At 73.5% G+C, this 24,317-nt stretch carries 21 protein-coding genes; 14 read left to right on the top strand and 7 right to left on the bottom strand.

Translation table 11 applies throughout. From position 1 onward, the window contains the following. Positions 1–3: 3 nt before the first annotated feature. Positions 4–1,899, bottom strand: coding sequence for a glycosyltransferase family 2 protein (locus I003_RS0112595; RefSeq protein ID WP_027771860.1), 1,896 nt, complete (start codon positions 1,897–1,899; stop codon positions 4–6). A 132-nt stretch (positions 1,900–2,031) separates the two neighbouring features. Next, entirely contained in the window at positions 2,032–2,376 is a 345-nt protein-coding gene (locus I003_RS0112590; RefSeq protein WP_027771859.1) for a DUF3817 domain-containing protein, read from the bottom strand. A gap of 118 nt (positions 2,377–2,494) precedes the next feature. On the opposite strand from I003_RS0112590, the gene I003_RS0112585 reads away from it, so the two are divergent. Genes I003_RS0112585 through I003_RS0112575 form a run of 3 tightly spaced genes read left to right on the top strand, consistent with a single transcriptional unit; the run spans position 2,495 to position 4,498 of the window. Continuing rightward, positions 2,495–3,133 carry an AIM24 family protein gene (locus I003_RS0112585; protein ID WP_078563965.1) on the top strand — a complete coding sequence of 213 codons (639 nt, stop codon included), beginning with the start codon at positions 2,495–2,497 and terminating at the stop codon, positions 3,131–3,133. Between the two features lies 1 nt (position 3,134). Further along, positions 3,135–3,785, top strand: a complete 651-nt coding sequence (locus I003_RS0112580; RefSeq protein WP_027771857.1) for an AIM24 family protein — start codon at positions 3,135–3,137, stop codon at positions 3,783–3,785. Positions 3,786–3,808: 23 nt separating this feature from the next. Next, positions 3,809–4,498 (top strand): AIM24 family protein, encoded by a 690-nt coding sequence (locus I003_RS0112575; RefSeq protein ID WP_051368217.1) that lies wholly within the window; start codon positions 3,809–3,811, stop codon positions 4,496–4,498. Between the two features lie 60 nt (positions 4,499–4,558). Here the strand turns inward: I003_RS0112575 and meaB are convergent, their stop codons facing one another. Then, complete coding sequence (meaB, locus tag I003_RS0112570) at positions 4,559–5,521, bottom strand: methylmalonyl Co-A mutase-associated GTPase MeaB (protein WP_037720716.1); 963 nt, start codon at positions 5,519–5,521, stop codon at positions 4,559–4,561. A 172-nt stretch (positions 5,522–5,693) separates the two neighbouring features. Beyond that, positions 5,694–6,908 (bottom strand): acetyl-CoA C-acetyltransferase, encoded by a 1,215-nt coding sequence (locus tag I003_RS0112565; protein WP_486584194.1) that lies wholly within the window; start codon positions 6,906–6,908, stop codon positions 5,694–5,696. 126 nt (positions 6,909–7,034) lie between these two features. Here I003_RS0112565 and mce point away from each other — a divergent pair, with 126 nt between their 5' ends. From mce to I003_RS0112530, 7 genes are all read left to right on the top strand, one after another. Then, positions 7,035–7,472, top strand: a complete 438-nt coding sequence (gene mce / locus I003_RS0112560; RefSeq protein ID WP_027771853.1) for a methylmalonyl-CoA epimerase — start codon at positions 7,035–7,037, stop codon at positions 7,470–7,472. A 161-nt stretch (positions 7,473–7,633) separates the two neighbouring features. Further along, positions 7,634–11,008 (top strand): polarized growth protein Scy, encoded by a 3,375-nt coding sequence (gene scy, locus I003_RS0112555; protein ID WP_027771852.1) that lies wholly within the window; start codon positions 7,634–7,636, stop codon positions 11,006–11,008. Positions 11,009–11,110: 102 nt separating this feature from the next. Then, on the top strand, positions 11,111–12,046 hold the full coding sequence (locus I003_RS0112550; RefSeq protein WP_027771851.1) for a cellulose-binding protein: 936 nt from the start codon (positions 11,111–11,113) through the stop codon (positions 12,044–12,046). Between the two features lie 143 nt (positions 12,047–12,189). Beyond that, complete coding sequence (locus I003_RS0112545; RefSeq protein ID WP_027771850.1) at positions 12,190–13,200, top strand: ABC transporter ATP-binding protein; 1,011 nt, start codon at positions 12,190–12,192, stop codon at positions 13,198–13,200. 4 nt (positions 13,201–13,204) lie between these two features. Continuing rightward, positions 13,205–13,984: an ABC transporter permease gene (locus tag I003_RS0112540; RefSeq protein WP_027771849.1), complete on the top strand. Its 780-nt coding sequence runs from the start codon at positions 13,205–13,207 to the stop codon at positions 13,982–13,984. Between the two features lie 162 nt (positions 13,985–14,146). Next, positions 14,147–15,319, top strand: coding sequence for an ABC transporter ATP-binding protein (locus tag I003_RS0112535; protein WP_027771848.1), 1,173 nt, complete (start codon positions 14,147–14,149; stop codon positions 15,317–15,319). Further along, positions 15,316–16,317: an ABC transporter permease gene (locus I003_RS0112530; protein ID WP_027771847.1), complete on the top strand. Its 1,002-nt coding sequence runs from the start codon at positions 15,316–15,318 to the stop codon at positions 16,315–16,317. The genes I003_RS0112535 and I003_RS0112530 overlap by 4 nt, the downstream gene beginning before the upstream one ends. Positions 16,318–16,367: 50 nt before the next feature. Here the strand turns inward: I003_RS0112530 and I003_RS0112525 are convergent, their stop codons facing one another. Continuing rightward, positions 16,368–17,033: a response regulator transcription factor gene (locus I003_RS0112525; protein WP_027771846.1), complete on the bottom strand. Its 666-nt coding sequence runs from the start codon at positions 17,031–17,033 to the stop codon at positions 16,368–16,370. After that, a complete protein-coding gene (locus tag I003_RS0112520; protein WP_027771845.1) occupies positions 17,026–18,303 on the bottom strand; it encodes a histidine kinase in 1,278 nt (425 codons plus the stop codon). Before I003_RS0112520 ends, I003_RS0112525 begins: the two co-directional genes overlap by 8 nt. A 167-nt stretch (positions 18,304–18,470) precedes the next feature. Between I003_RS0112520 and I003_RS0112515 the strand changes: the two genes are divergently transcribed. Further along, on the top strand, positions 18,471–19,121 hold the full coding sequence (locus tag I003_RS0112515; protein ID WP_027771844.1) for a hypothetical protein: 651 nt from the start codon (positions 18,471–18,473) through the stop codon (positions 19,119–19,121). On the opposite strand, the gene I003_RS0112510 is transcribed toward I003_RS0112515, so the two are convergent. Next, complete coding sequence (locus tag I003_RS0112510; protein WP_027771843.1) at positions 19,038–19,610, bottom strand: cob(I)yrinic acid a,c-diamide adenosyltransferase; 573 nt, start codon at positions 19,608–19,610, stop codon at positions 19,038–19,040. The two genes, I003_RS0112515 and I003_RS0112510, sit on opposite strands and share 84 nt — an antisense overlap. A 298-nt stretch (positions 19,611–19,908) precedes the next feature. On the opposite strand from I003_RS0112510, the gene I003_RS0112505 reads away from it, so the two are divergent. The 3 genes from I003_RS0112505 to I003_RS36025 all read left to right on the top strand — a co-directional run bounded on the left by I003_RS0112505 (position 19,909) and on the right by I003_RS36025 (position 24,307). Further along, on the top strand, positions 19,909–20,763 hold the full coding sequence (locus tag I003_RS0112505) for a 3-hydroxyacyl-CoA dehydrogenase family protein (RefSeq protein WP_027771842.1): 855 nt from the start codon (positions 19,909–19,911) through the stop codon (positions 20,761–20,763). 281 nt (positions 20,764–21,044) lie between these two features. Continuing rightward, positions 21,045–21,380 carry an STAS domain-containing protein gene (locus tag I003_RS0112500; protein WP_051368215.1) on the top strand — a complete coding sequence of 112 codons (336 nt, stop codon included), beginning with the start codon at positions 21,045–21,047 and terminating at the stop codon, positions 21,378–21,380. 107 nt (positions 21,381–21,487) lie between these two features. Continuing rightward, positions 21,488–24,307: an ATP-binding protein gene (locus I003_RS36025; protein WP_051368211.1), complete on the top strand. Its 2,820-nt coding sequence runs from the start codon at positions 21,488–21,490 to the stop codon at positions 24,305–24,307. The last annotated feature ends 10 nt before the right edge of the window (positions 24,308–24,317 follow it).

Genomic DNA, 24,317 nt, shown 5'->3' with positions numbered 1-24,317 from the left:
GGATCAGCTCCCAGTCGTCGTCGCAGAGGTGCCCGCCGTGGTCGCCGGCGTCGCCGTGGCGGTGGCCGGTGCCCCCGCCGGCGTCGCGGGCAGGCCGGCGCCCGGATCCCCGGCCGCCCCGGCCGGGGACCACGGCCTCGTCCTCAGCCCTGCGGCCCGGCTCTGGACGGGGGCGGCGGTGGCCACGGCCGCGCGGCGCCGTGTGTCCTCGCGCCGGACCGCGCGGCGTACCTGCCACGCGGAGCAGACCCAGATCACCGCCGGCCCGAGCGCGATGCACACCCCGAGCACCGTCCAGGTGCGCATCGCGACGTGGGTGTGGCCCAGCAGCACCGACACCGGGAACGAGACGGCGAGGAGCCCCGCCCAGAACAGATGGATACGGAACGTCGCCACCCGGTCCGGGCTCGCGTCACCGCCCTTGGGCGTCACCACGAACCGGCACGGCCGGCGCAGCACCGCCGCCTTGAAGGACGTGAAGTAGATCGGCGCCGACATCGCCGACATCAGCATCCCGGCCAGCCCGCCGGAGCCCTCGGGCTCGTGTGGCGAGACGTTGTGCCGCCGGTTCCACAGGTACAGGCCGATCTGCAGGGCCGCCGCGTCGCTGTAGAGCATCAGCCAGACCGAGGCCGGCACCTGGGTGCCGGAGGCGCCCAGCCAGAGGAAGAGGACGCAGCTCAGGGCGCCGAGAAACCAGGTGACCGCGGTCATCGGGTAGTAGACCAGCATGAGCGAGTAGTTGAGGAGCCGGCGGAGGGGGAAGCGCCGCCCGCCGCGGCCGTACTGGCCGATGAGCGTCTCGTACGTGCCGCGCGACCAGCGCATCTGCTGGGTGAAGAAGTCGGTCCAGGAGGTGGGCCCCTCGCCGACGGCCAGCACGTCCGGGGTGTAGACCGACGACCAGTGCCGGCCGGTGTCCGGGTTGCGGGTGCGGTGCAGCTCGAAGCCGGTGGCCATGTCCTCGGTGATCGAGTCGTAGAGGCCGCCGATCTGCTTGAGGGCGGTGATGCGGACGGCGTTGTTGGTGCCGACGAACATCGGCGAGCCGTAGGCGTTGCCGGCGCGCTGGATCAGCGCGTGGAAGAGGTACTGCTGGCTCTCCGCGAGCTTGGTGACGGCGGTGTCGTAGTTGCCGTAGACCTGCGGTCCGACGACGAAGGCGACGTCGGGGTCGCGGAAGTAGCCGAGCATCCGCTCCAGGTAGTTCGGCAGGGGCACGTGGTCGGTGTCGACCGAGGCGAAGAAGTCGTAGCCGTCGCCGTACGCGGCCAGCCAGGCGTTGTAGTTGCCGTGCTTGGTCCTGGCGCGGTGCGCGCCCTCGGCGGTGTTCCACTGCGGCACGCCCTTGCGGCTGAAGTGCCGTACGCCCAGTTCGGCGCAGAGCGCGCGGGCCTCGGGGTCGTCGCCCTCGTCCAGCAGCCAGACGTCCAGCGGCCCGTCGTGCCGCAGCGCGACCGCGCCGCTGAGCGTGGCGCGCACCATGGATATGGGTTCCTTGCCGGGCACGTACGTGGTGAGGAAGGCCACCCGGGTGCCGGGCTCGGCGGTGACCGGGACGGGGTCGCGGGCGACCATCGTGGCGTGCGCGATCGACACGACGTTGACCAGCCGGAAGGTCTCGATCAGACCGATCGACAGGAGCATCACCGCGTCCGCGGTGAGCAGCCAGGGCGGTGCTCCGGTGCGCTCGGTCCAGTGCGAGGGCCAGACCAGGTAGAGCAGCAGGGCGCAGGACACCAGCGGCGCGCACGCCATGAGCAGGATCGCCCGGACGCGGTGCGGCTCACGGGAGAGCAGGCGCGTGTAGCGGACCCGGTAGGGCCGGGACGGACCGGGGTCCGTCAGCGGCCCCGCGAGGCGGCTGAACTTCTCGTAGTCATAGCCTTCCGGGCGCACAGTCCCTCCGCAGATACGACAACGCCGACATATCCCACCAAAGGCGGAAATGCACCGAGTGTCGAACCGGAGAGGGCCGAGCGGGGGGTTCCGCCCCGCGAAGGGGTCGGAGGAAGCGCCGGCAGGCGGCGGTCAGGCGCCGACGACGCCCTCACGGCGGGCGCGGGCGGCGATGATCCCGGCCTCCACCTCGCGCCGCAGCATCCGCTCGGCGACGAAGCCGCCGCCGGGCAGGACGGCGAGGACGAAGTACAGGGCGGCGCGCTTGACCGGCCAGCGGGTGCGGTTCCAGGCGTCGGCGAGGAAGAGCACGTACCCGACGAAGAGCACCCCGTGGATCATGCCCATGACCGGGACCGCGTCGAACTCGGTCGTCCGCTTGAGCACGGAGCACACGAGCAGCAGAAGGAAGGAGACCGCCTCGGGGGCCGAGATCAGCCGGAGCCGGCGGAGGGCGGATGCGGTGTCGATGTCCACGGGAAAGCCTTCGGTTCGTCCGGATTCCGGGGGATGTCCCCGGGCAAACTGGACCCATTGTGTCAGCCGCTCATACCCGGCCTTCCTGGAGGGGTGGCCGAGCCACTAGCGTCGCACCGTGGCTCAGTTTCGACTGCAAGGCAGCAAGGTGCTGGCCGTGGACATGGCCGGCGACGCGGTGAAGGCGAAGAACGGCTCGATGGTCGCCTACGACGGCCAGATGGCCTTCAAGAAGCTCACGGGGGGCGGCGAGGGAATACGGGGGATGGTGACGCGCCGGCTGACCGGCGAGTCGATGGAGCTGATGGAGGTGAAGGGGCAGGGCACCTGCTACTTCGCCGACCGGGCCAGCGTGATCAATCTCGTCGGACTGCAGGCCGACACGCTCTACGTGGAGTCGAGCAACCTGCTGGCGACCGACGGCGGGCTGAAGACGGGAACGAGCTTCACGGGCATGCGCGGCGCGAGCACCGGCACCGGGCTGTTCACCACCACGGTGGAGGGCACGGGGCAGGCCGCCGTCATGTCGGACGGGCCCGCGGTGGTGCTGCGGGTGACGCCGGGCATGCCGCTGGTCGTCGACCCCGGCGCGTACGTCGCCCATACCGGCCGGGTACAGCAGCACTTCCAGTCCGGCGCGACGTTCCGGACCCTCATCGGCGAGGGCGGCGGCGAGGGGTTCCAGATCCGCTTCGAGGGCGACGGGCTGGTCTACGTCCAGCCCAGCGAGCGCAACACGGTGGGGGGTCAGGTCTGACATGCCGTTCCGCATGCTCAATTCGAAGATCGCCGAAGCACAGGTGCTGCCCGGCCAGACGATGTACAGCCAGCGGGGGGCGATGCTCGCGTACACCGGGCAGGTCAGCTTCACGCCCAACATCCAGGGCGGCCAGGGCGGGCTGACGTCGATGATCGGCCGCCGGGTGGCGAACGAGGCGACGCCGCTGATGACCGTCGCGGGCTCGGGCACGGTGATGTTCGGGCACGGCGGCCACGAGGTGCACGTGATCGAGATGACCGGCGACACCCTGTACGTGGAGGCCGACCGGCTGCTGGCCTTCGACGGCTCGCTCCAGCAGGGCACGATGTTCATGGGCTCGCAGGGCGGCGTCATGGGCATGGTCCGCGGCCAGGTCACCGGGCAGGGCCTGTTCACCACCACCCTGGCCGGGCACGGCGCCGCGGCGGTGATGGCCCACGGCGGCGTACTGGAGCTGCCGATCACCCCGCAGCGTCCGGTGCACGTCGACCCGCAGGCGTACGTCGCGCACCGCGGCCAGGTGCAGAACAAGCTCTCCACCGCGCTCGGCTGGCGCGACATGGTGGGACGCGGCTCCGGCGAGGCGTTCCAACTGGAGCTGTCGGGCAACGGCACGGTGTACGTGCAGGCATCGGAGGAGAAGCTGTGAACGCCGGACCCGTCGTCCACGACATGAACACGCTGCCGCGCAACGACAACGTCCACCCCTACGCCTACAGCGTCGCCCTCAACGGGCAGTGGTTCCTGCAGAAGGGGAAGATGATCGCCTACTACGGGCAGATCTCCTTCGAGGGCGTCGGCCACGGGGCGTTCGACGGGCTGGTCGCCGGCAGCTTCCACTCGCCGCTGCACGCGGCCGACTGGGTGGTGGCGAACGGCAACGGCGTGATGCTGCTCGCCGACCGGGCCTTCGACGTCAACTCCTACGACCTGGACGACGGCAACCTCACGATCCGCTCCGGGAACCTGCTGGCGTTCGAGCCGGGCCTGGAACTGAAGCAGTCGATCGTGCCCGGCTTCCTCACGCTGATCGGCACGGGCACGTTCGTCGCCGTCTCCAACGGCGCCGTCGTCTTCGTCGAGCCGCCGATCCGGGTGGACCCGCAGGCGCTGGTGGGGTGGGCCGACTGCCCCTCCCCGTGCCACCACTACGACCACGGCTACATGCAGGGCCTCCTCGGCGGCATCCGCGCGATGACCGGCATCGGCGGCGCGTCCGGCGAGGAGCACCAGTTCCAGTTCACGGGCGCCGGGCAGGTGCTGCTGCAGTCGACGGAGACGATGCAGGCGGGGCTGGCGACCGGTGCGGTGCCGCATCAGCAGGGCGTGCCGGGCGGCACTCCCGCGGGGTACGGCCGGTAGCGCGCGGCGGACGGCGTACGGGCCGGGCCCGGTCCGTACGCCCGCGGCCGGCGTCCGGCGTCAGCCGCCGGTGAGCCCTTCGAGCAGTTCGTCGGCGGCGGCGTACGGGTCCAGCTCCCCCGCGGTGATCCGCTCGGCGAGCGCCGACAGCCGCCGGTCGCCGTGCAGGTCGGCCATGCGCTCACGCAGCGCCGTGACCGCGATCGTCTCGACCTCCCCGGCCGCCCGCCGCAGCCGGCGCGCGGCCAGCACACCGTGCTCCTCCATCCACGCGCGGTGCTTCTCCAGCGCCTCGACGACCTCGTCGGTGCCCTCGTCGCGGGCGGCGACCGTCCGCACGATGGGCGGGCGCCAGTCGCCGGGGGCACGGGCCTCGCCGAGGCCGAGCATGTGGTTCAGCTCGCGGGCGGTGGCGTCGGCGCCGTCGCGGTCGGCCTTGTTCACCACGTACACGTCGCCGATCTCCAGGATCCCGGCCTTGGCCGCCTGGATGCCGTCGCCCATGCCGGGTGCCAGCAGCACCACGCAGGTGTCGGCCTGCCCGGCGATGTCCACCTCCGACTGCCCGACGCCGACGGTCTCCACCAGCACCACGTCGCAGCCGGCGGCGTCCAGGACGCGGATCGCCTGCGGCGCGGACCAGGCCAGCCCGCCGAGGTGGCCGCGGGTGGCCATGGAGCGGATGTAGACGCCGGGGTCGGAGGCGTGCTCGCCCATCCGCACCCGGTCGCCGAGCAGCGCGCCGCCGGAGAACGGCGAGGAGGGGTCGACGGCCAGCACGCCGACCCGCTTGCCGCGCTTGCGGTACGCGCCGACCAGGGCGGAGGTGGACGTGGACTTGCCGACGCCGGGCGATCCGGTGAGCCCGACGACGTAGGCCCGGCCGGCGAGCGGGGCGAGGGCGGCCATCACCTCGCGCAGGTGCGGCGAGGCGCCCTCGACCAGGGTGATGAGCCGGGCGACGGCCCGCGGGCTGCCCTCACGGGCGGCGGCCACGAGCGCGGCTACGTCTGCGGCTGGCATGTGTGATCGCTCCTTGCGTCCGTACGGGGCTGTCTCCCCAGCCCCGTCCCCTGCCCAAACCGGGACGTGCCCCGGCCCCCGGCGGCCGGCACCCGGCCCTGCCGCCGCCCGCGGCCCGCCCCGGGAACACGTGCTCCCGGTGGCCCCGGGCGGCGGGGTCCGCCACCGGCCGTCAGGACGCCGGCACCCGGACCACCAGCGCGTCGCCCTGGCCGCCGCCCCCGCACAGGGCCGCGGCGCCGGCGCCGCCGCCTCGGCGCTTCAGTTCGAGGGCGAGGTGCAGCACGAGCCGGGCGCCCGACATACCGATCGGGTGACCCAGCGCGATGGCGCCGCCGTTGACGTTCACCTTTTCGGGGGTGACGCCGAGGTCCCTCATGGACTGCACGGCGACCGCCGCGAACGCCTCGTTGATCTCGATGAGGTCGAGGTCGCCGACGTCCATGCCCTCCTTCTTCAGCGCGTGCAGGATCGCGTTCGAGGGCTGCGACTGCAGCGAGTTGTCCGGGCCCGCGACGTTCCCGTGGGCCCCGATCTCGGCCAGCCAGGGCAGCCCCAGCTCCTCGGCCCTGGCCCGGCTCATCACGACCACGGCGGCGGCGCCGTCGGAGATCTGCGAGGCGGAGCCGGCGGTGATCGTGCCGTCGGGCGCGAAGGCGGGGCGCAGCCTGGCGAGCGACTCGGCGGTGGTGCCGGGGCGGATGCCCTCGTCGGTGTCGACGACCACGGAGACGCCCTTGCCCCGGGGTACCTCGACGGGGGTGATCTCCTCGGCGAAGACGCCGCGTGACTGCGCGGCGGCGGCCCGCTGGTGGGACGCGGCGGCGAAGGCGTCCTGCGGCTCGCGGCCGATGCCGAGGCGGGCGTTGTGCTTCTCGGTGGACTCGCCCATGGCGATGCCCTCGAAGGAGTCGGTGAGCCCGTCGTGCGCCATGGAGTCGAGCATCTCCAGCGCGCCGTACTTCACGCCCTCCCGGGACTTCGGCAGCAGGTGGGGGGCGTTGGTCATGGACTCCTGGCCGCCGGCGACGACGACGTCGAACTCGCCGGCGCGGATGAGCTGGTCGGCCAGGGCGATGGCGTCGAGTCCCGACAGGCACACCTTGTTCACCGTCAGCGCGGGCACGTTCATCGGGATGCCCGCCCTGACCGCGGCCTGCCGCGCCGGGATCTGCCCGGCCCCGGCCTGGAGCACCTGCCCCATGATCACGTACTCCACCTGGGCCGGCGCGACGCCCGCACGCGTCAGTGCCGCCTCGATGGCGAAGCCGCCCAGATCGGCGCCGGAGAACGGCTTGAGGGAGCCCAGCAGGCGCCCCATGGGTGTTCGGGCGCCCGCGACGATCACGGACGTGCTGCCTGACGTGCCACTACCGGTCATGCGCATCCCCTTCGGGGAGAAGTGAATGAGGGTTAACTTCAGCGTACTGACCGGTTCGGGGCCGGGTCACGGTTCGTTCGGTGTGACCGTGCGCACGTTGCGTAACCTCCCGGGCGGCGATGGACTGGGCGCATGCTGACGCGCATCGACCACATCGGAATCGCCTGTCATGACCTCGACGCGACCGTCGAGTTCTACCGCGCCACCTACGGCTTCGAGGTGTTCCACACCGAGGTCAACGAGGAACAGGGTGTCCGCGAGGCCATGTTGAAGATCAACGAGACGTCCGACGGCGGCGCCTCGTACCTGCAGTTGCTCGAACCCGTTCGCGAGGACTCGGCGGTCGGCAAGTGGCTGGCGAAGAACGGCGAGGGCGTCCACCACATCGCCTTCGGCACGGCGGACGTCGACGCCGACGCCGGCGCCATCCGTGACAAGGGCGTACGCGTCCTCTATGACGAGCCGCGGCGCGGCTCGATGGGCTCGCGGATCACCTTCCTGCATCCCAAGGACTGCCACGGCGTGCTCACAGAATTGGTCACTTCCGCATCGGCCGCGGGCGCACACTGACCTTTGATTCCCATGGCCGGTAGAGTGCAGGGGGCCGCCCGCGTCCTGGGCGGCCCGATCATCTGACACCATCGGTACCAGCACCACGAACGCAGCACACGTCATCGTCATTGTCATCGCCAGTAACGCAGAAACGACCCGGGGACGGATGGGACCGCGCAGTGCGGGGCTACGACCGCTACGAGCCTGACGCCGTGATGGACGGGCTCTCGCAGTTCGAGGCCGAGATCGAGCGGCTGAAGAAGGAGCGGGAGAAGGCCGTCCAGCACGCCGAGGACCTCGGCTACCAGGTCGAGGTGCTGCGCGCCAAGCTGCACGAGGCGCGCCGCGGACTCGGCGCCCGCAACTCCTTCGAGAGCGCCTCGCACCAGGCCGAGCAGTTGCTGCGCAATGCCCAGGCGCAGGCCGATCAGTTGCGCGCCGACGTCGAGCGCGAGCTGCGCGAGGCCCGCGCCCAGGCGCAGCGGCTGCTGCAGGAGCACGCCGAGCGTCAGGCCCGGATGGAGGCCGACCTGCACGCCGAGGCCATCGCCCGGCGGCAGCGGCTGGACGAGGAGCTGGCGGAGCGCCGCACCACCGTCGAGACCCACGTCAACGAGAACGTCTCCTGGGCCGAGCAGTTGCGCTCCCGTACCGAGGCGCAGGCCCGCCGGCTCATGGACGAGACCAGGACCGAGGCGGACCGGATCATCGCCGCCGCCCGGGCCGAGGCCCAGCGCCAGTCGGAGCAGACCCGCCAGCGGGCCGGCAGCGAGGCACAGGCCGCCCGCGCCGAGGCCGACGACCTGCTGCGGCGCGCCCGCGCGGATGCCGAGCGGCTGCTGAACGCGGCGTCCACCCAGGCCCAGGAGGCCACCACCCACGCCGAGCGGTTGCGCAGTTCCTCGGCCGGGGAGGCGGAGGAGGCCCGCCGGGAGGCGACGGAGGCGCAGCGCCGGGCGGAGGAGAAGCTCGCCGAGGCCGAGACCGCGCTGCGTGCCGCGCGCACCGAGGCGGACCGGCTGGTGGCCCGGGCCGAGGAGGCGGCGTCCAAGAAGATCGCCGAGACCGAGGCCGGCGCCGACCAGCGGATGCGCACCACGCGCAACGAGATCGCGCGGCTGGTCGGCGAGGCCACCAAGGAGGCCGAGGCGCTCAAGGCGGAGGCCGAGCAGGTGCGGGCCGATGCGCGCACGCAGGCCGAGGCCCTGATCGCGGAGGCCGAGGAGACGGCCCGTACGCGCTCCGCCGAGGACAGCGCGAACGCCATCGCCAAGGCCGCCAAGACCGCGGAGGACGTGCTCAACAAGGCGTCCAAGCAGGCCGAGGACACCACCAGGGCGGCCGGCGAGGAGGCCGACCGGATCCGCCGGGAGGCGGAGGCGGAGGCCGAGCGGCTGCGGGACGAGGCCGCGGCGGCGGCCGAGCAGCTCAAGGGTGCGGCCAAGGACGACACCGAGGAGTTCCGGGCCAAGACGGTCGAGCTGCAGGGCGAGGCCCGGCGGCTGCGCGACGAGGCCGAGCAGTTGCGCGCGGAGGCCACGGCCGAGGGTGAGCGGATCCGCGGCGAGGCCCGCCGGGACGCGGTCGCGCAGATCGAGGAGGCGGCGAAGTCCGCCGAGGAGCTGCTCGCGAAGGCCGGCACCGACGCCGAGGAGCTGCGCGAGGCCGCCACGGCCGAGGGCGAGCGGGTGCGCGGCGAGGCCGCGGAGCGGGCCGCGACGCTGCGCGAGCGGGCCGAGGAGGCGCTCGCCAAGGCCCGCACCGAGGCCGACGAGCTGCGCGCCGAGGGCGAGGCGCAGGCGCAGAAGATCACCGAGGCGGCGGAGGAGGCGGCGCGCAAGACGCGCACGGAGGCCGACGAAGCCGCCGCCGCCCGCCGCGCCGAGGTGCAGACGGAGCTGGACCGGCTCCAGCAGGAGGCCGCCGCCCGGGTCACGGCCGCCGACGAGGCGCTGGCCGAGGCCCGCGGCGAGGCGGAGCGGATCCGCCGGGAGGCCGCGGAGGAGACCGAGCGGCTGCGCGCGGAGGCCGCGGAGCGGCTGCGTACGCTCCAGCAGCAGGCCCAGTCCGAGGCGACCCGGATGCGCGAGGAGGCCGCCGCCGAGACGGCCGCGACCCGCGCCGAGGCCGAGGCCGCCGCCCGGCGGCTGCACGAGGACGCCACGGGCGAGTCTGAGCGACTGCGCGGCGAGGCCCAGGAGGCTGCCGACCGGATCCGCTCCGAGGCGTCCGCCGCCGCCGAGCGGCTGGCGGCCGAGGCGCAGGAGGCGCTGACCGCCGCCCAGGAGGAGGCCGCGCGCCGGCGGCGCGAGGCCGAGGAGCTGCTCACCTCCGCCCGCGGCGAGGCCGAACGCGAGCGCACGCAGGCCACCCGGCAGGCCGAGGAGCTGCTGGCCTCGGCGCGCAAGCGGGTCGAGGAGGCGCAGACCGAGGCCGCCCGGGTCACCGAGGAGTCGGAGCGCCGGGCACGCGAGCTGGTCGCCGCGGCCGAGCAGACCGCTCAGCAGGTACGGGACTCGGTCAGCGAGCTGCGCGGTCAGGCCGAGGAGGAGATCGCGGGGCTGCGCTCGGCCGCGGAGCACGCCGCGGCGACGCTGCGCCGGGAGACCAAGGAAGAGACGGACGCCGCCAAGGAGTTGGCGGAATCGACCGTCAACGAGGCGCTAGCAGAGTCCGAAAGGCTGCGTACCGAGGCCGAACGGGTCCGGGACGAGTCCCGCGGCGACGCCGCGAAGCGCCGTACGGAGGCCGCTGAGCAGGCCGACAAGCTGATCGAGAAGGCGCACGACGAGGCGACCCGGGCCACCGCCGCGGCCGAGGAACAGGCCGACGTGATGGTCGCCGCCGCCCGCAAGGAATCCGATCGGCTGGTGCGCGACGCCACGTCGGAGGCGAGCGGTCTGGTGGAGAAGGCCCGCGCGGACGCCGACCGGATGCTGGAGGAGGCCCGCCGGGACTCCCACGCGATCCGCGAGCGCGCCGAGGAGTTGCGTACCCGCACCGAGGCCGAGACCGACGCGCTGCACGACCGCGCGCGGCGTGAGGCGGCGGAGGCCACCAAGGCCGCCGGCGAGCGCGTCGACAAGCTCGTCGCAGCGGCTCACGAGCAGCTCAACGCGGCCGAGACACGCGCCGAGCAGATGCTCACCGAGGCCAAGAGCGAGGCGGACAGGGTCCGTATCTCCGCCGTGAAGAAGGCGGAAGGGCTCCTCAACGAGGCCGGGCAGAAGCAGGCCGAGGCGTTCGACGCGGCCGAGCGGACGAAGGCCGAGGCGCGCGCCGAGGCCAAGCGGATGGTCGACGAGGGCCGCCGCGAACTGGAGTTGATCACCCGCAGACGCGAGGACATCAACGCGGAGATCTCCCGCGTGCAGGACGTCCTCGAAGCCCTGGAGTCCTTCGAGAGCCCCGGTACCCTCGCGGCCAACGGCAAGGACGCCAAGGATGGCAAGAACAGCCAGGTCAGCAAGGGGAAGGACGGCGGCGGGAAGGCCCCCGCCGCCGCCGCGGCCCGGTCGGGGGGCAAACAGTCCGGTGGCAGACCACTCGATTGAGCGGACATTCTCCAGATCAAACCTGGATTGACGCTGTGACACGCCGTCAGCACCCCTAGGATTCCCCTTACACCTCACTCGGTCTCTTTCGACAGGAACCCCATGAGCGACACTGCCAACCCCTTCGGTTTCGAGTTCGCAAGGCGCGGATACGACCGCGAGCAGGTGGACGAACGGATCACCAAGCTCGTTGCCGACCGCGACAGTGCCCTCTCGCGCATCACCTCCCTTGAGAAGCGGATCGAGGAGCTTCACCTCGAGACGCAGAACGCACAGGCGCAGATCGCCGACTCCGAGCCGTCGTACGCCGGCCTCGGTGCCCGGGTGGAGAAGATCCTGCGGCTTGCCGAGGAAGAGGCCAAGGACCTGCGCGAGGAGGCCCGCCGCGCCGCCGACCAGCACCGCGAGCTGGCCGAGTCGGCCGCGCAGCAGGTGCGCAACGACGCCGAGGCGTTCGCCGCCGAGCGCAAGGCGAAGGCCGAGGACGAGGGCGCCCGGATCGTCGAGAAGGCGAAGGGCGAGGCCAGCGGTCTGCGTGCCGAGGCGCAGAAGGACGCGCAGTCCAAGCGCGAGGAGGCGGACACCCTCTTCGAGGAGACCCGCGCCAAGGCCGCCCAGGCCGCCGCGGACTTCGAGACCAACCTCGCCAAGCGCCGCGAGCAGTCCGAGCGCGACCTCGCCTCCCGCCAGGCCAAGGCCGAAAAGCGCCTCGCCGAGATCGAGCACCGGGCCGAGCAGCTCCGCCTGGAGGCGGAGAAGCTGCGTACCGACGCCGAGCGCCGTGCCCGTCAGACGGTCGAGACCGCGCAGCGCCAGTCCGAGGACATCGTGGCGGACGCGAACGCCAAGGCCGAGCGGATCCGCAGCGAGTCCGAGCGCGAGCTGGCGGCGCTCACCAACCGCCGCGACAGCATCAACGCCCAGCTCACCAACGTCCGCGAGATGCTCGCGACGCTGACCGGCGCGCAGGTGGCCGCCCAGGGCGGCGCCGACGAGGTGGAGGACAAGCCGGGCGTGCCCGCCCAGCAGTCCCGCTGAGCCGCGTGCGGCCGGGCGGCTGAGGCCCGCCCGGCCGTGCGGCGTGCATCCGGCGCCCTCCGCCCCGGCGGAGGGCGCTGATCCGGTTGTGCCGATCGTCCCCAGGGGATGCGTTCGATGACCTTGCCGCCTAGGGTTAGCGCATGATCGAACTGGAGGGGCTGACCAAACGGTACGGCGACAAGCTCGCCGTGGACCACCTGACCTTCCAGGTGCGGCCCGGTATGATCACCGGATTCCTGGGGCCGAACGGCGCCGGCAAGTCGACCACGATGCGCATGATGCTCGACCTCGACAACCCCACGTCCGGTTCGGTGCGCATCGACGGCAAGCACTACCGCGATCTGCAGGAGCCGCTGAAGTACATCGGGGCCCTGCTCGACGCGAAGAACATGCACGGCGGCCGCAGCGCGTACAACAACCTGCTGTGCCTGGCCCAGAGCAACCGCATCCCCGACTCCCGGGTGCGGGAGGTGCTGGAGACCGTCGGTCTGACGGCGGTGGCGAAGAAGAAGTCCAAGGGCTTCTCGCTCGGCATGGGCCAGCGCCTCGGCATCGCGTACGCGCTGCTGGGCGACCCCGAGATCCTGATGTTCGACGAGCCGGTCAACGGGCTCGACCCCGAGGGCATCCACTGGATCCGCAACCTGATGAAGACCCTGGCCGCCCAGGGCCGCACGGTCTTCGTCTCCAGCCACCTGATGAGCGAGATGGCGCTCACCGCCGACCACCTCATCGTCATCGGCCAGGGCAGACTGCTCGCCGATACCTCGATGGCCGGCTTCATCCGGGAGAACTCGCGGTCGTACGTGCGCGTGCGCACCCCGCAGCCCGAGCAGTTCAGGGACGCCGCGGGCGCCGCGGGCATGTCCGTGACCGTGCGCGAGGACGGCGCCTTCGAGGTCGACGGCGCCGACATGGCCGAACGGGTCGGCGAGCTGGCCGCGCAGCACCGGGTGACGCTGCACGAGCTGAGCCCGCAACAGGCCTCCCTGGAGGAGGCGTTCATGCAGATGACCGCCCAGGCGGTCGAGTACCACGCGCACGATCTGAGCGGCCCGCACGCCGCCGCCGCGGCCGGTGCCGCGCCCCCGGCGCCGCCCGCGCCGAACGCGCCGCCACCGCCGGGTCCGCAGTGGGGCAAGGGAGACTGACGCCATGGCAGCACCCTCGGCAGTGCTCAAGTCGGAGTGGACCAAGGTCCGTACGGTCAGCTCCACGGTCTGGACGCTGGCCGCCGCGCTGGTCCTCACCGCCGCGGTGGGCGCGCTCCTGTCCGGCGTCATGAACGCCACGTTCGACGACCTGTCGCGCGCCGAGCAGCTCACCTTCGACCCGACTCTGGTGAGCTTCTTCGGCATGATGCTCGGTCAGCTCGCGATGGTCGTCTTCGGCGTCCTCGTGATCAGCACGGAGTACAGCTCCGGCATGATCAAGACCTCGCTGGCCGCGGTGCCGCAGCGCGCCACGTTCTACGTCTCCAAGGTCACCGTGGCCACGCTGCTCGCCCTGGTCGTCGGCCTGCTCACCAGCTTCCTCACGTTCTTCCTCGGCCAGGCTCTGCTCGGCGACCACAGCGCGTCGATCGGCGACGACAACGTGCTGCGGGCGGTCATCGGCGCCGGGCTGTACATGGGTGTGATCGCGATGTTCTCCATGGGCGTCGCCGCCATGCTGCGCAGCACGGTGCTCTCCCTCGGCCTGCTGATGGCGTTCTTCTTCCTGATCTCCTCGATCCTGGCGGGCGTCCCCGCCACCAGGGACGTCGCGCAGTACCTGCCGGACCAGGCGGGGTCGCGGGTCATGCAGGTGGTGCCGGGCGCGCTGAACAGCGACGAGACGCCGTACGGGCCCTGGGGCGGCTTCGGCATCATGTGCGCGTGGACGGCGGTGGCGCTGATCGGCGGGTACGCCGTGCTGAAGAAGCGCGACGCCTGACCTCCGAGCGCCCCCCGCCCCCGTGGGCCCGGTGCCCGCTCCGGGTGGCTGAAGCAGCGTCGCCGCGGGCTGCCCGCCGGGAACCGGAAGCCCCCCGATAGCCTCTTAACCCGAAGGGGGACGGTAGTCGCGTGCGCCCCCGTGTCCGACGCAGGGGGCCACATGATCGAAGCACAGGGTCTGACGAAGACCTACGGCGGGAAGACCGCCGTGTACAACCTTTCCTTCACCGTCAAGCCGGGGGTCATCACCGGCTTCGTGGGCCCCAACGGGGCGGGCAAGTCGACCACGATGCGCATGATCCTGGGGCTCGACGAGCCGAGCAGCGGCACCGTCACCGTGGGCGGGTATCCGTACCGCAGGCTGCCCAACGCCCCCCGCCAGGTCGGTGCCCTGCTGGACGCCAAGGCGGTACACGGCGGCCGCAGCGCCCGTAACCACCTGCGCTGCGTCGCCCAGCTCTCCGGCATCCCGCAGCGCCGCGTCGACGAGGTGCTCGACGTGGTCGGCCTGCGCGAGGTCGCCGGCCGCCGCTCCAAGGGCTTCTCGCTCGGCATGGGACAGCGCCTCGGCATCGCCGGCGCGCTCCTGGGCGACCCGCAGATCCTGCTCTTCGACGAGCCGGTCAACGGCCTCGACCCCGAGGGCATCCTGTGGATCCGCAACCTGATGAAGAAGCTGGCGAGCGAGGGCCGCACCATCTTCGTCTCCAGCCACCTGATGAGCGAGATGGCGCTCACCGCCGACCACCTCATCGTCATCGGCCGCGGCCAGCTCATGGCCGACATGAGCGTACGGGACTTCATCAACACGCACTCGGCGAGCTTCGCCCGCGTCCGCGTCCCCGACGGGGAGCAGGCGACGCGGGAGAAGCTGACCGCCGCCCTGACCGAGCAGGGTGCGCACGTGCAGCCGGAGCCCGACGGGGCGCTGCGCGTGGGCGGGATGCCGCTGCCGCGGATCAGCGACCTGGCGCACGACGCCGGGATCCGGCTGTGGGAGCTCTCGCCGCACGAGGCGTCGCTGGAGGAGGCGTACATGCGGATGACCCAGGGCGCGGTGGACTTCCGCTCCACCGCCGACCACCGCTCCGGCCTGCAGCAGCCCGCCGGCCCGGTGCCCCCGCAGGGGTACGCGGCCCCCGGGCCGGGCTACGCGCCGCCCATGGGCGCTCCGGGGATGCCCCCGGCCGGCCCCGGCATGGCGCCGCCCGGGGCGCAGCCCGGCTACGCCCCGCCCCCGCCGCAGGGGTACGCCCCGCCATCCCCGGCCGCGCCGCAGGCCCAGCCCGGCGCCGCCGCTCCCGCCCCGCGCGAAGGTGAGACCCGCCGATGAGCTACCCGCCGCAGCCCTCCAGCCCCGCCCCCGGCGCGCCGCCGGTGCCCGGCGCCCCTCCCGGCCCGGTCCCCGGAGGCGCTCCCGTGCCCGGCGCCCCTCCCGTCCCCGGTGCCGTGCCGCCGCCCGGCGCCCCCGCGGGCGGCATCTACTCCTCGCCGATCCCGATCGTCACCACGCACCTGGGCCACGCCTTCGCCTCGGAGTGGACCAAGATCCGCTCGGTGCGCTCCACGATGTGGACGCTGGGCATCATGCTCTTCCTCGTCGTCGGCGTCGGCTTCCTGATCGCGCTGGCGATGTCCACCGACGACTGGGTCGGGGCCCCGCTGCTCTCCGGCGGGCTGTTCGGCCTGATGCTCGGTCAGATCTGCATCGTCACGCTCGGCGTGCTGGTGATCACCTCCGAGTACGGCACGGGCATGATCCGCACCACGCTCACCGCCTCGCCCCAGCGCTGGCGGGTGCTGGCGGCCAAGGCCGTGGTGTTCTTCGTGCTCGCCTTCGTACTCACCACCGCGGCGTGCGCGATCACGGCGCTGATCCACTCGGCGGTCCTGGGCGGCCAGACGGTGCCCGATTACGAGACCCGCGACCCGATGTTCAAGGACTCGGTCTCCGACAGCGGCGAGCTGATCGCCACCGGCGGCGAGTGGTTCGACGCGACCGTGGGCGCGGCGCTGTACGTGTCGCTGCTGGGCCTGCTCGCGCTGGCCGTGGGCGCGATCCTGCGGCACTCGGCGGGCGCCATCACCACGATGGTCGGCTTCATTCTGCTGCCGCTGATCATCGCGCTGTTCATGCAGGCGGAGAGCCTGCGGGACGTGCAGCGCAAGCTGATCGAGTACTCTCCGCTGAGCGGTCTCGCCTCGCTCTTCGGCATCCCGTTCTTCGAAGACGCGGACCTGGGCGGCTGGGGGCTGCTCGGCCTGCTGGCCGCCGTCACCGGCGGGATGCTGTTGCTGGCGTTCGCGCTGCTGTCGAAGCGGGACGTCTAGGCGCACGCGGGCGGCCGGGGGCGTACGACGTACGGGGCGCCCCCGGCCGCTCAGACGCCCAGCTCCCGGGCCAGCACCGCGGCCTGCACCCGGCTGCGCAGCCCCAGCTTGGCGAGCAGCCGGCTGACGTGCGTCTTCACCGTGGCCTCCGCCATATCGAGCCGGGCCGCGGCGTCCGCGTTGGACATCCCCTGCCCCAGGCAGGCCAGCACCTCCCGCTCGCGCCGCGTGAGCGTGTCGAGGACCGCCGGATCGGGCCCTCCGGGCGACGGGCCACGCCGGCCGCCGGCGAACTCGGCGATGAGCCGCCGGGTCACGGCCGGGGCGATCAGGCCCTCGCCGCGTGCGACGGTGCGTACCGCCTCCACCAGGGCGTCCGCCTCGGTGTTCTTCAGCAGGAAGCCCGCGGCGCCGGCGCGCAGCGCGCCGAAGACGTACTCGTCGAGGTCGAACGTCGTGAGCACCAGCACGTCGGCCAGTTCCTCGGCGCTGATCACGCGGGTCGCCGAAACCCCGTCGAGCTTGGGCATCTGGACGTCCATCAGCACCACGTCCGGCCGGAGTTCGCGGGCCAGCCGCACGGCCTCCTCGCCGTCCGCGGCTTCGCCCACGACGTCGAGTCCGGCGGCGGAGCGCAGAATCAGCACCAGCCCGGCGCGCACGGCCTGCTGGTCCTCGGCGACGAGGATCCGGACGGGTGGGGCGGCGTCAGGCATCGTTCCTCCGTTGCGCTGCGGGGGTGTTCTCGCCGGTGGGCAGCCCGGCCCGGACGGCCCAGCGCGTGCCGCCGCCGGTTTCGCCGTTCCCCCGGTCTCCGGCCTCGGGGCCCGCGGTGAACGTCCCGCCCAGCAGGGCCACGCGCTCCTCCATCCCGATCAGTCCCGCGCCCGATCCCGGGGCCCGCGGCACGGGCTCCCCGCCCTCCCGGCCGCCCTCCCGCGGCTCGTCGCCGAGCGGGCTGATCACCGCCACCGTCAGCGGCTCGGGCCCGGCGAGCCGGACCCGTACCACGCCGGGAGCGGCGTGCTTGAGCGCGTTGGTCAGTGACTCCTGCACAATGCGGTACGCGGCCAGCTCCACCGGAGCCGGCAGCCGCGCGTCCGGCTCGCGGGCGTCGTCCAGGACGATGTCGAGGCCGCTGCCTGCGCCGTTGACACGCGCCTGCTCCACCAGCGCGGCCAGCCCGTCCAGCGTCGGCGCCGCGTCCGGCTCGGCGCCCGTGCCGTCGCCCTCGGAGTCACGCAGCAGGCCGATGAGGCGGCGCATCTCCGCCAGCCCCTGCACGCTGTTCTCACGGATGACGGACAGCGCCTCCCGCGACGCCTTCCGGTCGTCGATGGACTGGGCGGCGGTGGCGTGGATGGCGATGGCGGAGAGGTGGTTGGCCACCATGTCGTGCAGCTCGCGCGCCATCCGGGCGCGCTCCGCGCCGACGGCCTCGCGCCGGTCCAGCTCCGCGAGCAGCGCGGTCTGCTCCGCCCGCAGCCGGGCGGCGTCGGCGGCCTGGCGGTGTGAGCGGACGGCGACGCCGGTGGTGGCGGGGGCGAGCGTGAGGAGGCCCACGGCGACGCCCAGGAGGATCGCGACCCGGTCCTGGAAGACGGCCAGCACCGCGAGGGTCGAGGCCACGGTCAACGCCCCGGCGGCCCGCGGGACCCAGCGGGCCGCGGTCGCGGTGCCGTAGAGCACGGCCGCGTACACCAGGTCCGTGAACATCAGGAGCGTGGCCAGCGTGCCGCGGGTGAACTGGTCGGCGGTGACGGCGACGACGGCGATGACCAGCCCGGTCATCGGGCGGCTCCGGCGCAGCAGCTCGGCGCCGCACATGACCCCGAGCGGGATCAGCGTCAGCCGCGCGTCGCCGAACGGCCGCCCGCCCTGGGTGTGCAGACCCAGCGCCCAGAGCGCCACCCCGCCGAGCAGGCCGACGGCCGCGATGAGCACGTCGTCGCGGTGCGGCCGGAGCGAGGGGCGTGAGCTGGTCACTCCCCCATCAAACACGGCCGCTCAGCCGGTGGCCTCCGTATCCCGGGCCGCTTTTTCGGGGCGTGCGCTACATCGAAGGATGCAGTCCGGGATCGTCGCGTACGACGACGCGCCCCCGCGCCCCGGGCGGGAGCCTGGAAGACGGACCGGGAAAGGGAGAGCACACCGTGATCGTCACGCTCATCATCGTCTGCGAGGCCGCCTTCTGGGTGCTGCTCGCCGCAGGGCTCTCGCTGCGCTACCTGGCGCGCAGGCCGCGACTGGGCGCCGCGGTGCTCCTGTGCGAGCCGCTGCTGGAGTTGGTGCTGCTGATCGTCACGGCGGTCGACCTGAAGAACGGCGCGGAGCCGGACTGGAAGCACGGTCTGGCCGCGGTTTACATCGGCTTCTCGGTCGCGCTGGGCCCGTCGACGATCCGCTGGGTGGACGCCCGCTTCGCGCACCGCTTCGCGGGCGGCCCGCCACCGGTGAAGCCGCCGAAGTACGGGATGGCGCGGGCGCTGCACGAGTGGCGCACCGCCGCCCGCTGGATCCTGGCGAGCGGCATCGCGATCGCCCTGCTCCAGGGCGCGGCGTGGTACGTCGGCGCCGACGGGGACACGGAGTCGCTGCGGGCGTGGCAGATGCGGTTGCTCTTCGTCATCGGCATCAACGTGGTCATCGCGGGGAGCTACACGCTCTTTCCCAAGCGGCCCCCCGCCGGCGCGGGGGTGCCGGGCGGGGAGCGGGACGCCTCACCGCTCTCCGCCGGGCACCCACAGCACGTCGCCGACCGCCTTGTTGGCCGTACGCGCAAGGATGAAAAGCAGGTCCGATAGCCGGTTGAGGTACGTGGCCGTCAGCGGGTTCATGAGGTCGCCGTGGACCTCCAGGGCGGCCCACGTCGACCGCTCGGCGCGGCGCACCACCGTGCACGCCTGGTGCAGCAGCGCGGCGCCGGGGGTGCCGCCGGGGAGGATGAAGCTGCGCAGCTTCTCCAGGTCGGCGAGGAAGCGGTCGCAGTCGGCCTCCAGCCGGTCCACGTACTCCTGTTCGACGCGCAGGGGCGGGAACTCAGGGTCCGGGCGCACCGGCGTGGAGAGGTCGGCGCCGACGTCGAAGAGGTCGTTCTGCACCCGGGTGAGGACGCGGGCGACCTCCTCGGGCAGCTCGCCGAGGGCGAGGGCGGTCCCGATGACGGCGTTGGCCTCGTTGGCGTCGGCGTACGCGGCGATCCGCAGGTCGGTCTTGGGCACCCGGCTCATGTCGCCGAGGGCGGTGGTGCCCTTGTCGCCGGTCCGGGTGTAAATCCGCGTCAGATTGACCATGCGCACAGCGTATGCCTGCGCCCCCGCGCTCCGGCGCCGCGGAGCACGCGTGTGCCCGGCGTCACCGGTCCGGGGCCTTTCCCCGCCCGCGCGACACGCGCGGCCTTCCCGGCGAGAGAGCGGACCTGTTGGGCCAAAAGGTCCTCAACTACGCACCCCGGCCCCGCGAGTGAGCCCCGCACGTGTGATGTCCGTCATCTGAGACGTGACGCGCATCTCTAAGCGCTCCGCGAACGCGCCAGGAGCGCTAGTGTCCGCTTCGGAGCACGTGAACGAGCCGTTTAGCGAGGGAACCACCGTGGAATCCGCCGGAAAGCTCGCCGTCGTCGGAGCCGGACTCATGGGGTCCGGTATCGCCCAGGTCGCCGCCCAGGCCGGCTGGGACGTCGTGCTGCGCGACCTCACCGACGAGGCGCTGACGCGCGGCACGGACGGGATCAGGGGCTCGTACGAGAAGTTCGTCGCCAAGGGCAAGCTGGACGCCGGCACCGTCGAGCAGGCGCTCGCCCGGATCACCGTCACCACCGACCTCGATGCCGCCGCCGACGCGGACATCGTCGTCGAGGCGGTCTTCGAACGGCTCGACGTCAAGCAGGACATCTTCCGCGCACTCGACGGCCTGGTGCGCGACGACGCCGTGCTCGCCTCCAACACCTCCGCGATCCCCCTCACCAAGATCGCGGCGGTGACCTCCCGCCCCGAGCGCGTCGTCGGCATGCACTTCTTCTCGCCGGTGCCCATGATGGGCCTCTGCGAGCTGGTACGGGGCCTGAGGACAAGTGACGAGACCCTCGCCCGCGCCCGGGCCTTCGCCGAATCCACCGGCAAGACCTGCATCGTCGCCAACCGCGACGTGGCCGGCTTCGTGACCACGCGGCTGATCACCGCACTCGTCGTCGAGGCCGTCAAGCTGTACGAGTCGGGCGTCGCCACCGCCGAGGACATCGACGTCGCCTGCCGGCTCGGCTTCGGCCACGCCATGGGGCCGCTGGCCACCGCCGACCTGACCGGCGTCGACATCCTGCTGCACGCCGCCGAGAACATCTACACCGAGACCCAGGACGAGAAGTTCGCGCCGCCGGAGCTGATGCGCCGGATGGTCGACGCGGGCGACATCGGCCGCAAGAGCGGCCGCGGCTTCTACGAGCACTGATGCGGACTGCCCGCCGCCCTCGGACACCCGGTCGGACCGAGGGCGGGTACGGCGTCCCCCGCGGGGGTGAAATCGGTACGGATACCCGTACAGAGGGCAACCCGGAACGGCTCCGGGGGAGTCGGATCACCCAGGGGACAGGCACGGACTCGGCAGCACGGACCACGAGAACCCGCAGACGGGGAGCGCACATGTTTGAGGCGGAGGGCCGCGAAAGCGCCCCGCCCTACCACCCGGCCCGCCATCGCGCGGGCCCCGCGCGCCGGAACGCCCGCCGGCCGGTGCCGGGGGCCGGCGCCGCGGACGGCACGGGCCCCGGGGCGCCCGCGTACATCAAAGGGGACCACGCCCGGCTGACCGTCGGGGGCCGCCTCGACGTCCGCAGCGCGGCGGACGCCCGGGTCGCCCTGCACCGGGCCGTGGACGAGGGCCGCGGGGACCTGATCCTGGATCTCACCGACCTCGACTCCTGGGACGCCACCGGGCTCGGTGTCATCATGGGGGCACACCGCAGGGCGGGACGGGCCGACCGACGGCTCGTGCTGCGCGGGGTCCCGCCGCAGATGCAGCGGCTGCTGGTGGCCACCAGACTCCACCGCATCCTCACGATTCAGTGAACAAACGGCTTCGTCGGGGACTCCCCTCCAGGATCGCCCGGCGGAGGTCATAGGGTTTCCGGGCCGGGGAACGGCACGGCGTAGGACAGCGGGCAGGGGGCTTCGCGATGGACCCGAACACGGGCCATGGACAGGACGACACGCCCGAGGGCATAACCCCGCCCCCGGGGCCGGCCCCGGGGGCGTATCCCGGTGAGCCGGCGCACACGCACCCCGGCTCCGGCGAGCCGGGGGCCGCGCACCCGGAGCACGAGGTGCCCGCCGGCGGGAACGGGGACGAGGGCGCCGGGGCGTTCCCCGGCGCGGAGCCGGAGGCGCCGTACGGGACCGCGGGTGTGTTCCCCGGTGAGGAGCCCGTACGCCCGTACGCCGACGAGGTCCTGGGCCCGTACGCCGACGACGACGCGGTACCCGGCGGGGCCGCCGAGGGCGCGGGCCCGCCCGCCGCCTCCGCTCCCGGCTCCTTCCCCGGTCCGCTCCCCGAGGACGGGTCCGGCGCCGGCTCCGACGGCAAGGGCTCCGGGCGCACCCGTCCGGGCGACGGCCTCTCCCCCGCCGGCGGCGCCCGGCCCGGCCCGGCGCGTACGGCCCGGGTGATCGCCGGCGAGTACCGCCTCACCGTCAACCCCGTCGACGGCACCCACGCCGAGCTGTGCCCGCCCGCCGAACGCCCGGGCCCGCCGCGCCGGATGTCCGCCGGGGAGCGCGCCGAGCACCGCCGCCCGCCGTCGCCGCCGCCCGGCCCCGCGGGACCGCAACTGCCGCTGCTGGAGCGCGACGAGATCCGCGAGCGGCTGGTGCGCCTGCTCTCCCGCGGCCGTTCCGTCCGGCTCACCGGTCCGTCCGGGTCCGGCCGCACGGCCCTGCTGGAGGCCGTCGCCGCCGACTGCGCCGAGCTGGCGCCGGACGGCGTCATCCGGCTCAGCGGCCGGGGCAGCACCCCCACCGATCTGCGCTACGAACTGTGCGCCGCCGTCTACGAGCTGACCGGCCGGCGGCCCGCCCCGGGGCAACTGGCCGAGCTGCTGCCGCAGATCGGCGCGGTCGTGGTGCTCGACGACGCCGAGTTCGGCGGCACGGCGCTGGAAGAACTGCTGGACGCCACCCCCGAGTGCGCGTACCTGATCTCCGTCACCCCCGACGTCCCCGGGCCGACGGCCGCCTCGTACCTCGAAGAGGTCGAGCTGCCGGGCCTGGGCCGCGCCGCCTGCATGCAGCTCCTGGAGCGAGCCGGACGGCGTCCGCTCGGTGAGGAGGAGCGCACCTGGGCGGCGGACCTGTGGTTCGAATCCGAAGGGCTGCCGCTGCGGTTCGTGCAGGCCGGTGCGGTGCTGCGGCTCGCCGGGCCCGGCGCGGGCGAGCCGCTGCCGAGTCTGGCCGAGAGCGCCGCGCCGGCCGCGCTGCTGGCGTCGCGGCTCAGCGAGGCGGCGCGTACGGCGCTGCGTTTCGCCGTGGCCCTCGGCGGCGTCTTCCCGCACCACGCGCAGCTTCCCGCGCTCGCCGGCGAGGCGCTGGCCGACACCGCGCTCGCCGAACTCGCCGGCTGCGGCCTGGTCTCCGGCGGCCTCGGCCGCTACCGGCTGGCCGCCGGAGTCTCCGCGCAGTTGCTCGCCGCCGGCTACGACCGCCCGGCCGAGGGCGGCCAGGACCCGGCGCTCACGGCCGCGCAGCACTACGTCTGGTGGTCCGCGCACCGCTCGGTCACGCCCGGGGCCGTCGCGGACGACGCGGACGCCATCCTCGCCGCGCTCGGCGGTCTCGTCGCCGACCGGGAGGGGACCACCGTCAGCACCGCGGTGCTGCTCGCGCGCGCCGCCGCGCCCGCGTTCGCCGCGGCGCTGCGCTGGAGCGCCTGGGAGCGGGCGCTGCGGTACGGGCAGGAGGCCGCCCGGCGCGCGGGCGAGGTCGCGGCGGAGGCGTACTTCCATCACGAGCTGGGCGTGCTGGCGCTGTGCACCGGCAACGCGGCCCGTGCGCGGGCCGAGTTGGAGGCGGCGCTCGCGTTGCGCGGGGCGATCTCCGACCGCGGCGGCGAGATCGCCAGCCGGCGCGCGCTCGCGCTGGTCACGCACGGCGGCGGCAGCGAGGCGGTGACGACGGCGCTGCCGGTGGTGCCGGCCGGCTCCCGGGACATGGCGGAGGCGGTGGCCGCGTTCGACGAGCCGGGCGAGGGCGCCGAGCGGCCCACCGTGCTCATCTCCCCGTCGTCGGGGGGCGCGGAGACGACCGTGACGCCGGCGGTGCGCGGGCCCGGCGCCGAGGCGGCGTCGGCCTCCAAGCGCAACCTGATCGCGGCGGGCGCCGGCGCGCTGCTCGTCGCGGTGCTCGGCACGGTGGTCACCCTCGGCATGACCGGCGGCGACGAACCGCCCTCCGACCGGGTCGAGGTCGAGCGGTCGGCCGCCGCGGACGACGACGCGCTGCCCACCGAGGAGCCGTCGCGCAGCCCGTCCTCCGAGTCGGCCACGCCGTCGGCGGAGTCGACGGCCCCGGGGCCGTCCGGGACGCCGTCGGACGGCGGCGAGGAGTCGAGCAGCGCGCCGCCGGAGAGCCCGTCGAGCAGTTCGCCGGGGACGCCGTCGGACAGCGGCTCGTCGTCGCACGGGGGTACGTCGGACGGCGGGTCCTCGAAGGGCGGCACATCGAACGGCGGCGGCACGGACACCGGCGGCGGCAACGGGGGTACGGACGACGGCGGCACGTCCGACGACGGCGGCACCACGGACAACGGCGGCACCTCCGACGACGGCGGGACGACGGACGACGGGGGCACCACGGACGACGGCGGGACGACGGACGACGGCGGCACCACGGACGACGGGGGCACCACGGACGACGGCGGGACGACGGCGCAGGGCGGCACGACGACGGGCACCGGGTCGGCGGCGTCCGGGACGGACGCCGCCTCGCCTTTCGAGACCCCCTGACGCGGCGCCT

The sequence above is a fragment of the Streptomyces sp. CNQ329 genome (assembly GCF_000482585.1).
Note: the sequence above shows the minus strand (reverse complement) of the source record. Positions and strands in the feature narration are given on the sequence as shown.